Origin of the sequence: Pseudomonas sp. WPR_5_2, assembly GCF_003634475.1 — a bacterium.
In the GTDB taxonomy this organism is placed as follows: domain Bacteria; phylum Pseudomonadota; class Gammaproteobacteria; order Pseudomonadales; family Pseudomonadaceae; genus Aquipseudomonas; species Aquipseudomonas izuensis.
In genome coordinates this window covers 1,914,080-1,926,616 of record NZ_RBLA01000001.1, presented here as the reverse complement: position 1 = coordinate 1,926,616, position 12,537 = coordinate 1,914,080, and the positions used below count along the sequence as shown (strand labels likewise).

Annotated in this window: 9 protein-coding genes; 7 read left to right on the top strand and 2 right to left on the bottom strand. The window is 60.2% G+C overall.

From position 1 onward, the window contains the following. Nucleotides 1–5 precede the first annotated feature (5 nt). The 5 genes from BJ917_RS08470 (at nt 6) to BJ917_RS08445 (ending at nt 4,912) form a co-directional block, all read left to right on the top strand. The gene (locus BJ917_RS08470; protein ID WP_096512743.1) at nt 6–413 is read left to right on the top strand and encodes an Invasion protein B family; all 408 of its coding nucleotides are present in this window, start codon (nt 6–8) and stop codon (nt 411–413) included. Next, on the top strand, nt 410–1,918 hold the full coding sequence (locus BJ917_RS32270) for a FliM/FliN family flagellar motor switch protein (RefSeq protein ID WP_256658524.1): 1,509 nt from the start codon (nt 410–412) through the stop codon (nt 1,916–1,918). Before BJ917_RS08470 ends, BJ917_RS32270 begins: the two co-directional genes overlap by 4 nt. Further along, entirely contained in the window at nt 1,908–2,345 is a 438-nt protein-coding gene (locus tag BJ917_RS08455) for a hypothetical protein (RefSeq protein ID WP_096512720.1), read from the top strand. The genes BJ917_RS32270 and BJ917_RS08455 overlap by 11 nt, the downstream gene beginning before the upstream one ends. A gap of 52 nt (nt 2,346–2,397) precedes the next feature. Further along, complete coding sequence (locus BJ917_RS08450; protein ID WP_254007506.1) at nt 2,398–3,774, top strand: hypothetical protein; 1,377 nt, start codon at nt 2,398–2,400, stop codon at nt 3,772–3,774. A gap of 118 nt (nt 3,775–3,892) precedes the next feature. Beyond that, nucleotides 3,893–4,912 (top strand): quinone-dependent dihydroorotate dehydrogenase, encoded by a 1,020-nt coding sequence (locus BJ917_RS08445; RefSeq protein ID WP_096512719.1) that lies wholly within the window; start codon nt 3,893–3,895, stop codon nt 4,910–4,912. A 240-nt stretch (nt 4,913–5,152) separates the two neighbouring features. Here BJ917_RS08445 and rmf read toward each other — a convergent pair whose 3' ends face one another. Continuing rightward, the gene (gene rmf, locus BJ917_RS08440; RefSeq protein WP_003223300.1) at nt 5,153–5,368 is read right to left on the bottom strand and encodes a ribosome modulation factor; all 216 of its coding nucleotides are present in this window, start codon (nt 5,366–5,368) and stop codon (nt 5,153–5,155) included. 529 nt (nt 5,369–5,897) lie between these two features. On the opposite strand from rmf, the gene rlmKL reads away from it, so the two are divergent. Together rlmKL and BJ917_RS08430 are read left to right on the top strand one after the other, a co-directional pair. Further along, complete coding sequence (gene rlmKL / locus BJ917_RS08435) at nt 5,898–8,168, top strand: bifunctional 23S rRNA (guanine(2069)-N(7))-methyltransferase RlmK/23S rRNA (guanine(2445)-N(2))-methyltransferase RlmL (RefSeq protein ID WP_096512718.1); 2,271 nt, start codon at nt 5,898–5,900, stop codon at nt 8,166–8,168. A gap of 209 nt (nt 8,169–8,377) precedes the next feature. Continuing rightward, entirely contained in the window at nt 8,378–10,777 is a 2,400-nt protein-coding gene (locus BJ917_RS08430) for a diguanylate cyclase (protein ID WP_121103048.1), read from the top strand. A gap of 126 nt (nt 10,778–10,903) precedes the next feature. Here BJ917_RS08430 and dacB read toward each other — a convergent pair whose 3' ends face one another. Next, on the bottom strand, nt 10,904–12,364 hold the full coding sequence (dacB, locus tag BJ917_RS08425) for a D-alanyl-D-alanine carboxypeptidase/D-alanyl-D-alanine-endopeptidase (protein WP_096512716.1): 1,461 nt from the start codon (nt 12,362–12,364) through the stop codon (nt 10,904–10,906). Between the last annotated feature and the right edge of the window lie 173 nt (nt 12,365–12,537).

Sequence of the window (12,537 nt, the reverse complement as noted above, 5' to 3'; positions counted from 1 at the left end):
TGTAAATGATGCCAATGGATATTGCCGACCTGTTGCGCGAAGCGCTGCGCCACAGTGGCTGCATGGACAGCCAGATCGGACACTTCGACAGTCACAGCACCATTGAAATGCAGATGAAGGATTTGCCCAATATCAACGTCGGTCATGTGGAAGGAGAGGTATGGGTCTGGGCCGCGGTGATGGAGATCGGGCCTCTGCAATTGGGCCGTAGTGCCGACCGGTTGTTGCAGATTTTACTGCAAGGCTGCCCTTGGTCCCGCAGTGGGCAGTTGCATCTGTGCGAGGTAGAAGGGCAGCTGGAACTGCGGCTGATGTGCAATCAGCAGGCCCTCAGCGAAGCCGGCAAGTTCGCCCAGGCCCTGGACCACTTTGTGGCGGTGGTCGAAGAACTGTGCGGCATTCTGCGCCTATGACCGGGCGATTGGAGCGAACGGCTGCCCATCCCTTGCGACTGAGCGGTCCATTGGTCGAAGCCGCGCTGAGCAATGTGGTGATCGGCGAAATTTGTGAAGTGCGTCGCCATTGGCGCTTGCCTGAAGTGGCGGCCAGGGCGCAGGTCATCGGCTTCAAGCCCGACGCCGTCGTACTCAGTTTGCTCGGCGATGCGAAAGGCTTGTCCAGGGAGTCGATGATTGTGCCCACGGGCTCGACCCTGCAATTGACGTGCAGTGATGCCTTGCTCGGCAGCGTGGTCGATCCACAGGGCACTATCGTGGAGCGTCTGGCACCTTCAACCGCGCTGGCTCAGCGCGACTGTCCGGTGGATGCCGACCCGCCGTCGTACCAGCAGCGGCGTCCGGTTGTGGACTCGCTGCGCACGGGAATTCGCGTCATCGACGGCTTGCTGACTTGCGGGGTCGGCCAGCGCATCGGCATCTTCGCCGCCGCCGGTTCCGGCAAAACCACGTTGATCAACATGCTGATCGCCCACACCGATGCCGATGTTTTTGTCATCGGCCTGATCGGTGAGCGCGGGAGAGAAGTGACCGAGTTCGTCGAACATCTGCGCCAGTCCGAGAAGCGTTCCCGCTGTGTGGTGGTGCACCAGTGTTGGCTGGCGGATCGATGCCTCGGCGTTTTCACGTTTCACGAAAAGGGAATACACATGCAATCGACCATGGTCGAAGCCAATCAACAGGACACGCCGGATCCCGGGATTGACCTTGGTTCTTTATCGGTGCGCCTGGAGTTCGTACTCGCCAGCCAGCAAATCGATCTGGCCTCGTTATCGCAGATCATCGAAGGGCAACTGATCCCGCTGGCTGACGATGCCGCCCATCACGTCGAGATTCGCGCCAATGGCAAGTGTGTTGCCCGTGGAGAACTGGTGCAACTGGAGGAGCAATTGGGCGTCGAAGCGATTCATGCCCAGGCGTTTCGGGAAGGCTATGCCGAGGGCCTCTTGCGTGCGACCGGGCATCTGGCCAACGGCTTGCTGGAATCGCAGTCGCTGGGAGCGCAATTGCACAAGGACCTTGCGCAGGCCGCTCGCGATTTGCTCGCACAAGCCTTGAGTCGTCCCGAATGGCTGGACGACATGCTGGAGCGCTGGCTGACCGGGCATCAGGGCGGCTCGGGTGCGGTGCTGCAAGTGCTGTTGCCGGCGCACTTCCGGTCGCGAGGCAATGAACTGCGCGAACAATTGCGCAGGCTGTGGCCCGGCGAACTGGTTATCGACTATCACACTCAAGAGCGCTATGTGGTGCGGCTCGCCGATCAGCTACTCGAATTCGATGTTGAAACGACCCGGCAACGGCTGGAACCACGATTGCTGGCGTGTATCGCGAACCTGCCGGAATCGGTTCGATCCCTGGACCAGCGCTCGATGCAGGCACTCACGGAATTGTGTTCGACCTTTGCCGAACACCCAGCCCGCTGCGCCCACACTGCCCCGACCGAGGCGCTTCATGAAAATTGAATCCGTAAACAGTTCCAGCGCGCTTGAGCGCGGTGAAAGTCCGGTGGTGGAGACGCTGGAGTCGCGCCTGATAGCTGCCAGCCCGGCGCTGTCTGGCAACAAGCGCCCGGACCCTGAGTTCGAGCGCTTGTATCAACAACTGTTGGCGATGGAAGGGCAAGGTGAGAAGGCCATTTATGAGTTCCTTCGCGCGTTGCGGGGTGCCGATGGAGAATCCCCCGCGTATCCATCTGCCAAGGCGTTGATGGCGGTCACGCTGCAGGTTCTGGTCCGGCTGAAAGACGAGGGTCTGGAAAAGTCGCGGATCTATAGCGAAGTCAGCGGCGCCAATGGCCTGGCGTTCAGCATGGACCTGTTCGTCAAGGGCTACATGCGGGATGTATTCCAGCCGATGGGGGACGAGGCGTGGGAGAAGAGTGAGTGGTGAGGTGGGCTAAAGCATCTCGAATAAACATGAATAACAACTCAGGGAATAGAAAATGGTTATTTCGATTACTCCGTCTGCTGGGAACTTTCGCGCCTCTTCAGACAATGTTGTTTCATCTTCTGCCAGACAGACCTACAGCCCCTTGCTTGAATCGCTCGATCTCGCAGGAATGGACTTTCGAGCTGACATACTGGGCACGGAGCGGGAAATTGTAGCGGGTATGACGCGTCTGGATCGTCCGGTGTCGATGGCATTGCGTGAGTGCCACGATGAGCTCGGTGAGACAGGGCAGGTAACGGCAGGAGAGGTGAGACTCTTTATCGAAAATGGGGAAATCAGGTCGTACGATGATTTTTCCGCCCGACTTTCCGAAATGAACAGGACAGATAACCAGCAAACCCGTGAAAGTCGTATGCATTCGGTCATCACGGCGGGCATGGAGTTGCTAGAGGGAGTGAGGGGACCTGGACTGAACCTGCTGAACGTAACGGCACGAACAGGTCTGATCGTCACGCTGACCACGGTACTGCGCCAGCTCGTTGGTTATTACGTGGAAAAAGCTATCCGGGAAGGCGATTCCACCGACGCCTCTCGCGTCTGGGCCGTGGCCGCGATCACGATGATCGGCCCGGCCATGAGTCTGATGGGGGCTATCCGTGATGAGTGCGCAGGAGCGGCCACACTTCAGACACGACTTGGGCGGGTGTGCATGGCAAGCATTACGATGGGGGCGTTTATTGCGGCACAGCTGACCGGCGCCACAAACACCATGCTCTCCACCGTGATCGGTACGAATGTCTATACGGTGGCTCGAGACGTGACCAATGCCTTCTTCCCTTTGCAGGACAACGCGGGTGGAGCGACTGCCTTGTCTACCGGGGTGACCACGGCAGCGTATGGAGCTGTTCAATTTTCACTGGAACATTTGAATGCCTTGATGCCACTCAGCGGCGCGGGGCGGTATGCGGCGGAGCTTGGCTACAGTCTCGGGGCGGATGTCATTCAGGGCGTACTCAATGGCTTGGGAGCGGTCACTGACGACTTCATTTTCATCCTGTGTAGAAGCTGGCCCTTGCTATCTCCGTCAGTGGGGTTGGATTCGGCTCAATTTGACCCCGAATCGCTGCAACGAAGTGTTCTGGAAGTGCGTGCGGGGGCGCGTTTGCCATCGAGGGAGCAACTGGCCAATGCTCTGCTTAACGTCAACGCATCCCGAACGTCGGCATTCCAGGCACTCAATCATGCTTTGGGAGCGGCGGCAGTCACGCTGGCTCTTTCCGATTTGGATGAAGGTACTCAAGGTCATCTTTTGGTTGTCGGTTTGGCGATGGTCCTGATGCTCATCTACTTTCCATTCATCTGGAGTTGTTCACAGCGTACTGACAGGGCTAATGCACCCGCGCAACTGAGTGAAAATCCTGCGCCGTAAACGCTTTGCGTAGTGTCGTTTCGTATGTGGAGGGGCGGTGTCATGTGCACCCTCGCCTGTGTCCCTCCACCCGGCTATAATCCCCGCCACTTTTCGCCGCCCCGAGTCCAACCCGCCCATGTACACCCTGGCCCGTCAGCTGTTGTTCAAACTTACCCCGGAAACCTCCCACGATCTGTCCCTGGACCTGATCGGCGCAGGGGGGCGTCTTGGGCTCAACGGTTTGCTGTGCAAGGCCCCGGCGAAGATGCCGGTCAGTGTCATGGGGCTCGACTTCCCGAACCCGGTGGGTCTGGCGGCGGGCCTGGACAAGAATGGCGCGGCCATCGACGGCTTCGCGCAGCTGGGCTTCGGTTTTGTCGAGATCGGCACCATCACCCCACGTCCGCAACCGGGCAACCCGAAGCCGCGGTTGTTCCGCCTGCCGGAAGCCGAGGCGATCATCAACCGCATGGGTTTCAACAACCTCGGCGTCGATCACCTGCTGGCCCGCGTGGCGGCTGCCAAGTACAAGGGCGTGCTGGGCATCAACATCGGCAAGAACTTCGACACCCCGGTCGAGCGAGCGGTCGACGATTACCTGATTTGCCTGGACAAGGTCTATGCCCACGCCAGCTATGTGACGGTCAACGTCAGCTCGCCGAATACCCCCGGCCTGCGCAGCCTGCAATTCGGTGATTCGCTCAAGCAGTTGCTGGCTGATCTGGCCGAGCGTCGTGCGGAACTGGCCTTGCGTCATGGCAAGCATGTACCGCTGGCAATCAAGATCGCGCCGGACATGAGCGACGAAGAAACCGCGCAAGTCGCGCAAGCCTTGATCGAAACCGGCATGGACGCGGTCATCGCGACCAACACTACGCTGAGCCGCGTGGGCGTTGAAGGCATGGAGCATGGCGACGAGGCGGGCGGTCTGTCGGGCGCACCGGTTCGCGACAAGAGCACCCACACCGTGAAAGTGCTGGCGGCGGAGCTGGGCGGTCGCTTGCCGATCATCGCGGCGGGCGGCATCACCGAAGGCAAGCACGCGGCCGAGAAAATCACCGCGGGCGCGAGCCTGGTGCAAATTTATTCGGGCTTCATCTATAAAGGCCCGGCGCTCATTCGCGAATCCGTGGACGCCATCGCGGCATTACGCTAAGCCCTGTGGGAGCGAGCCTGCTCGCGAAGACAATCTGTCTGCCAACGTCATTGTTGAATGTGAGATTGCTTTCGCGAGCAGGCTCGCTCCCACAAGTTTTTCTGCGTCTCAAGATGAATCGACAGGCATAAAAAAGGGCTCCTATAAAGGAGCCCCTGGGCCGGAGCCCGCCGTCCGGATGGGACGTGCGTGGTTAATTCGTTACGTAATCAGATTGTGTGTCGGAGTGTGTGCCCTGTGTTAGCCGACGGCGTGAAGTTCGTTGAGTCTGTGGATTCCCGCAGTGCCGGTCATACCGTCCCAGTTGTCGCCGCGTCCTTCTCGCCAGCCGTTGATCCAGGCTTGACGTACCGACGGTAGAGTAAATGGGCAAAGCTCACGGGATTTGCCACCAACGCCATATTGATATCCGCGCAAAAATGCTCTTTCCAACGGATCACGCTTAAGTCTTCTCATAGGGTGTAGCCCTCACTTGTTGACTGTTTTTATCGCGTCGACCTCTATTGAGGTCAGGCAGAAAAATTCTGCCGTTGGGGCTCGCTGCCGGCGTGGCGAGCCAAGGTGTTGACGTCATTGCGGCGCCAACCTGTATTGAGTTCTAACCAATGCGTCACATCGAGGGAATGATCGTTTTGTCATAAGGGCGTAACTATTAATGTGGTATGGCCATAAGCAACACGATGTTTGTGCCGTATTTATTAGTCAAAGCCCTGTATGATCGGCCCCCCGCAGGATGACGGGGTTTATCCTTTGGTGAGAATGCCTCGCGTTGCAGTGTGGCATTATTCGACGAAGGGTCGACTTATGACATTTTGTTGCATCAACTTTTTTATCTGCCCTTGCATCTAAGCTCATTTAACCCGAGCAGCAGGGGTGGAACGGCACACCTTCGTGCCACGCGGGCGCTCTTCGAGAAAAGCGCCTGATTGAAAACCGGGCCGGCAATGCGTTGCCGGTTCACTCAGCCAAAGGCGCAGAAATTCTCATGTCCGATCGTTTCGAACTCTTCCTCACTTGCCCAAAAGGCCTCGAAGGCCTGCTCATCGAGGAAGCCGTCGGGCTTGGCCTTGAGGAAGCACGTGAGCACACCTCTGCCGTGCGCGGCATGGCCACCATGGAAACCGCTTATCGCCTGTGCCTGTGGTCGCGCCTGGCCAACCGGGTGCTGCTGGTACTCAAGCGTTTCCCGATGAAAGATGCCGAAGATCTCTATCACGGCGTGCTCGACATCGAGTGGCAAGACCACATGCTCAATGATGGCACCCTGGCCGTCGAATTCAGCGGCCACGGCTCGGGTATCGACAACACCCACTTCGGCGCCCTGAAGGTCAAGGACGCCATCGTCGACAAGCTGCGCACCCCGCAGGGCGACCGTCCGTCCATCGACAAACTCAACCCGGACCTGCGCATCCACCTGCGCCTGGACCGTGGCGAAGCCATTCTTTCCCTCGACCTCTCGGGCCACAGCCTGCACCAGCGTGGTTATCGCCTGCAGCAAGGCGCGGCGCCGCTGAAGGAAAACCTCGCGGCGGCGATCCTGATCCGTTCCGGCTGGCCACGCATTGCGGCCGAAGGCGGCGCGCTGGCGGACCCGATGTGCGGTGTCGGTACATTCCTCGTCGAGGCGGCGATGATCGCCGCCGATATCGCACCGAACCTGCGTCGCGAGCAATGGGGCTTCACCGCCTGGCTCGGCCACGTGCCGGCGCTGTGGAAAAAACTCCATGAAGAAGCGTCCGAACGCGCGGCAGCCGGCCTGGCCAAGCCACCGCTGTGGATTCGCGGTTACGAAGCTGATCCGCGCCTGATCCAACCAGGCCGCAACAACGTCGAGCGTGCGGGCTTGAGCGAATGGATCAAGATCTACCAGGGCGAAGTCGCGACGTTCGAGCCGCGTCCGGACCAGAACCAGAAAGGCCTGGTGATCTGTAACCCGCCGTACGGCGAGCGTCTGGGTGACGAGGCGAGCCTGCTCTATCTCTACCAGAACCTTGGCGAGCGCCTGCGTCAGGCCTGCTTGAACTGGGAAGCGGCGGTATTCACCGGCGCGCCGGACCTGGGCAAGCGCATGGGCATCCGCAGCCACAAGCAGTATTCGTTCTGGAACGGCGCCTTGCCGTGCAAGCTGTTGCTGATCAAGGTGCTGCCGGATCAATTCGTCACCGGCGAACGTCGTACGCCGGAACAGCGTCAGGCCGAGCGTGAGCAGGCGGCTTACGATCAGGCCCCAAGCGAGCCGCAAGAGCGCCAGTACAACAAAAACGGTAACCCGATCAAACCGGCCCCGGCACCCGCACCGGTGGTCGAACTGCCGCGCCTGAGCGAAGGCGGGCAGATGTTTGCCAACCGTCTGCAAAAAAATCTCAAGGCGCTGGGCAAGTGGGTCAAGCGCGAAGGCATCGATTGCTACCGCGTCTACGATGCAGATATGCCCGAATACTCCATGGCCATCGATCTGTATCAGGATTGGGTCCATGTCCAGGAATATGCCGCACCAAAATCCATCGACCCGGCAAAAGCTTCTGCACGTATGTTTGATGCCCTGGCCGCGATTCCGCAGGCGTTGAACATCGACAAGAGCCGCGTAGTGGTCAAGCGCCGCGAGCGCCAGAGCGGCACCAAGCAGTACGAACGCCAGGCAGCGCAAGGCAAGTTCGTCGAAGTGAGTGAAGGCGGCGTGAAGCTGTTGGTGAACCTCACCGATTACCTCGACACCGGCCTGTTCCTCGATCACCGGCCGATGCGTATGCGCATTCAGAAAGAAGCGGCCGGCAAGCGCTTCCTCAATCTGTTCTGCTATACCGCCACCGCCAGTGTTCACGCAGCCAAGGGTGGCGCACGCAGCACCACCAGTGTCGACCTGTCGAAAACCTATCTGGATTGGGCGCGGCGCAACCTGTCGCTGAACGGTTTCTCCGACAAGAACCGCCTGGAGCAGGGCGATGTGATGGCGTGGCTTGAAGCCAGTCGTGACGAGTACGACCTGATCTTCATCGACCCGCCGACCTTCTCCAACTCCAAGCGCATGGAAGGTATCTTCGACGTGCAGCGTGACCAGGTGCAATTGATCGACCTGGCCATGGCGCGGCTGGCAGCCGGCGGGGTGTTGTACTTCTCCAACAACTTCCGCAAGTTCGAACTGGAGGCCAATCTTTCCGAGCGTTATGCCATCGAAGAGATTACCGCCCAAACCATCGATCCGGATTTTGCCCGCAATGCCAAGATCCACCGCGCCTGGAAAATCATGGCTCGTTGATGGTGGATCCTCTCCCGTAGGAGCGAGCGCTGCTCGCGATGGTCGACAACGATAACGCGTATCTTCTGGATGTACGCGGTGCCGCTGAGCCCATCGCGAGCAAGCTCGCTCCTGCAGGGGTTTCAGTGCTGGTCAAATTAGTGGCTAATAGCTATAACTCAACTCATGGCCAAAGGGCTTTCCCGCACCTGGCGTTTTGAGTTGCGTTTATGTCGTTGCACGCCGTGCGCCCAAAGATCCTGGGTTTTATCAGCGAAGACGTTTCGGCCTGGCTGGTCGCGCTCCTGGTATTGATCGTCGGCGGGATTCTCACGGGATTGCTGGCCTGGTCGACGCTCAACCTGTTTCACCATCAATTGCGGCAACGTTTCCAACTGCTGGCCAGTGAACGCTACAGCCGTATCGAAGAACGTTTCGAAGACCAGGAGCAGCGCCTCGACGGCCTGCGCCGGTTCTTTGCCAATTCCGATTCGGTGACCCGAGAGGAATTCAACGGATATACCCAACCTCTGCTGCACCGGACCCAGGCGTACTCGTACGCCGAACGGGTCAGGGGAGATCAGCGGGCGGCTTTCGAGCGCCGCGTGCGGGACGAGGGCCTGAGTGGTTTTACCTTGCGCGAACTCAATGCCGACGGCCAGCTGCAATTGGCCGCCGAACGGGATGAGTACGTGGTGGTGCTGTACAGCCAGACGCAAAGTAAACTGGGTTCGCCGTTGGGCTACGACCTGCTGGCCCAGCCGATGCGACGCGCTACCCTCGAGCGGGCCGACCAGCATGGGCGCATGGCGGTGTCGCAACCGATGTACCTGGTCAGCATCGAACCGGCTTATGCGCGGGGTGTGCTGCTGGTCGCGCCGGTCATGTTGCGCAATAACCCGGATGGCGCAACCGGCAAGCCATTTGGTTATGTCATGGCGGTGATCAGCATGCGCCAGCTGTTGGCCGACGACTTGCCGGAGGCGGGCCGTGATTATCTCGCGGTGCGCATTCTCGACTTATCCACCGAGGAACAACACGAAGTACTGTTCCAATCACCGAACCCTCCCGCCATCAGTGAGTTGTCCGCGACCCGACTGTTGCGCCTGGCCGATCATGAATATCAAGTCGATATCCAGCCCAGCGAGGCGTTCCTGCAGGCCAACCATTCGTCGGTGACCACCCTGGTGGTGCTCGGAAGTTTGCTCAGCGTACTGCTCAGCGCCTTGCTCTACGTGCTGGTCAGCCAGCGGCAACGGGCGCTGAAAATGGTCGAGCAGCGGACCCAGGAACTGCGCGCCCGCGAACAGGAACTGCGTGGCACCCACGGCCAATTACGCGGAGTGCTGAATGCCGCCACCCAGGTGGCGATCATCGCCACGGACCTGCGCGGGGTGATTACCACCTTCAATGCCGGTGCCGAGCAAATGCTCGGCTACACCGCCGCCGAAGTGGTGGGGCACATGACCCTGGAAAACCTGCACTTGCCCCGGGAGCTCGCCGCACGTTCCGCCGAGTTGAGCACGCGATTCGGCAAGCCGGTGCCGGCCTGCCACGCGATGCTGGTCGAAGGCAGCATCGAGGGTGGGCACGAAGCGCGGGAGTGGACGCTGGTGCGGGGCGATGGCAGCTATTTGATGGTCAACATGCTGGCCACGCCGGTGCTCGACGAGCAAGGCTTGTGGGTCGGGCATCTGGCAGTGTGCATCGACATCACCGAACGCAAGCGCGTGCATGAGGCGCTGGCTGCGCGGGACCTGTTGTTGAAGAAACTCAGTGCCCACGTGCCCGGCGGTATTTACCAGTTCAAGATGGAGTTCGACGGCCGCTTCAGTGTCATCTATGCCAGCGACGGTATTCGCGAGATCTACGAACTCGATCCGGACGTGTTGCTGCTCAATGCCGAAGCGATCTTCACGCGGATTCATCCGCAGGACACGACGCGCGTGCGCGCGTCGATCCGCGCCTCGGCGGATACCCTCAGCCCCTGGCGCGAGGAGTACCGCGTGCAACTGCCCCAGCGTGGCCTGCGCTGGGTCCGCGGCGAGGCCACGCCGGAGGAGCTTCCCGGTGGCGGCGTACTGTGGCATGGCTACATCTCGGACATTTCCGATTTGAAGCGGGTGGAAGAAGAACTGCGCGCGTTGTCGGTGACCGATTCCCTGACCGGTATCCACAATCGCCGCTACTTCCAGGAGCGCCTGACCAGCGAGATGGCCCGTGTGGAGCGTGGCGGCGGCGAGCTGTCGGTGATCATGCTCGACATCGACCACTTCAAACGCATCAATGACCAACACGGCCACGCCGTGGGCGATCGGGTGTTGCAAGCGGTGTGCGAGCGCATTGGTCAACGGTTGCGGCGCACGGATGTGTTCTGCCGCCTGGGGGGCGAAGAGTTCATGGTGCTGTGCCCGGACATCGGCGGCGAACAGGCCCATGTGCTGGCGCTGGAGCTGTGGCAAAGCTTGCGCAGTGCACCGATCGACGAAGTGGGAGTCGTCACGGCCAGTTTCGGAATTGCCAGTTGGCGGATCGGCGAGGGCGCGGATGCGCTGTTGCTACGGGCGGATTCGGGGGTTTATGCGGCGAAGCAGGCGGGAAGGGATCGGGTGCAGGGGGAGATGAACTGAGTCAAGCGGCATGCAAACACTGTGGGAGCGAGCCTGCTCGCGAAAGCGATTTTACACTCAACATAGATGTTGGCTGTTACACCGCTTTCGCGAGCAGGCTCGCTCCCACATGGGTTCTGCGTTGGGTTACAGAACCGAAGCGGTCTGCGGCAGTTTCGGTTGGCGGTACAGGTCCAGCAGTACCTGATCGAGCACCGACGATGCGCCGAACGGTGCCTTGTCGTTGAGGATCGCCACCACCGCCCAGGTGTTGCCGTTGATATCGCGGCTGAAGCCGGCAATCGCGCGCACAGTGTTCAGGGTGCCGGTCTTGACGTGGGCTTCGCCGCGCATCGCGGTGGTCTTCAGCCGTTTGCGCATGGTGCCGTCGGTGCCGGCAATCGGCATCGAGCTGATGTACTCGGCGGCATAAGGGCTGTGCCAGGCGGCTTGCAGCATCGAGGCCATTTCCCGGGCACTGACGCGTTCGGCGCGTGACAGGCCGGAACCGTTCTCCATCACCAGGTGCGGCGCAGTGATGCCTTTCTTCGCCAGCCACTGGCGCACCACGCGCTGTGCCGCTTTGGCATCGTCGGCGTCGGCGTCGGTGCGGAATTTCTGGCCGAGGCTCAGGAACAACTGCTGGGCCATGGTGTTGTTACTGTATTTGTTGATGTCGCGGATGATCTCCGCCAGGTCCGGTGAGAACGCCCGCGCCAGTACCTTGGCATCTTTCGGGGTCGGCGCCAGAACATCCTTGCCCTGAATGCTGCCGCCCAGCTCCTTCCAGATCGCACGTACGGCGCCGGCGGTGTAGGTCGCATGGTCGAGCAGCGACAGGTAAGTCTGCGAGCTGCAGCCTTCGCCCAACTGACCGCCGACCGTGACGGTCACACTGCCATCGGCCTGGGGTACAGGGTTGTAGCGCACGCCGCCGGTGCATTGCTTGGAATTGATGGCCTTGACCTGGTTATCGATGCGGATGCTGGCGATTGGCGGTTCCACCGAAACCAGCACTTTGCCCGAGTCATTGCGCGCGACAAACCGCAGCGCCTTGAGATTGACCAGCAGTGCATCGGGCTTGACGAGGAACGGTTTGTTCTCATCGTTGCCGTCGTCGTTGAACTCGGGCAGTTGCGGTTGCACGAAGAAGTTCTTATCCAGTACCAGGTCACCGGTAACCTGGGTCACGCCGTTGGCGCGCAGGTCGCGCATCAGCAGCCAGAGTTTCTCCATGTTCAGCTTCGGATCGCCGCCGCCCTTGAGGAAGAGGTTGCCGTTGAGGATGCCGCCGCTGAGGGTGCCGTCGGTGTAGAACTCGGTTTTCCACTGGTGGTTGGGGCCGAGCATTTCCAGGGCCGCGTAAGTGGTGACCAGTTTCATGGTCGAAGCCGGGTTGACCGATACATCAGCGTTGAAAACGGTGGCAGTGCCGGGGCCCGTGAGAGGAATCATCACCAGCGACAGGGCGTTGTCCTGCAACTTGCTGGCCTTGAGGGCTTTTTCGACGCTGGGCGACAAGGCGGTATTGATCGGATCAGCGGAAACGGGGAGGGCCAGCGGGAGGAGAAGGCTGGCGAGCAGCAGTGGACGCAACGATTTGATCATTTGAAATAAGACCCTGCAGTCGAGGGGGAAAAGACGAGGGCATGAAAATGAAAGCCCCGGCGGTCACAAAAGTGTCGGCATTATGCCCCAAGGTGTCGTGGCTTGGGCCGTGCCTTGGTCTAGTTATCGGCAATTTTTTTACCGGCGGTAAGGCGCGCACCGTTCAGAGGCGG

Excerpts from the sequence above, each read along its gene's own strand:
- BJ917_RS08470 (WP_096512743.1), top strand. The coding sequence starts at position 6 with ATGATGCCAATGGATATTGCCGACCTGTTGCGCGAAGCGCTGCGCCAC.
- BJ917_RS32270 (WP_256658524.1), top strand. The coding sequence starts at position 410 with ATGACCGGGCGATTGGAGCGAACGGCTGCCCATCCCTTGCGACTGAGC.
- BJ917_RS08455 (WP_096512720.1), top strand. The coding sequence starts at position 1,908 with ATGAAAATTGAATCCGTAAACAGTTCCAGCGCGCTTGAGCGCGGTGAA.
- BJ917_RS08450 (WP_254007506.1), top strand. The coding sequence starts at position 2,398 with ATGGTTATTTCGATTACTCCGTCTGCTGGGAACTTTCGCGCCTCTTCA.
- BJ917_RS08445 (WP_096512719.1), top strand. The coding sequence starts at position 3,893 with ATGTACACCCTGGCCCGTCAGCTGTTGTTCAAACTTACCCCGGAAACC.
- rmf (WP_003223300.1), bottom strand. The coding sequence starts at position 5,368 with ATGAGAAGACTTAAGCGTGATCCGTTGGAAAGAGCATTTTTGCGCGGA.
- rlmKL (WP_096512718.1), top strand. The coding sequence starts at position 5,898 with ATGTCCGATCGTTTCGAACTCTTCCTCACTTGCCCAAAAGGCCTCGAA.
- BJ917_RS08430 (WP_121103048.1), top strand. The coding sequence starts at position 8,378 with ATGTCGTTGCACGCCGTGCGCCCAAAGATCCTGGGTTTTATCAGCGAA.
- dacB (WP_096512716.1), bottom strand. The coding sequence starts at position 12,364 with ATGATCAAATCGTTGCGTCCACTGCTGCTCGCCAGCCTTCTCCTCCCG.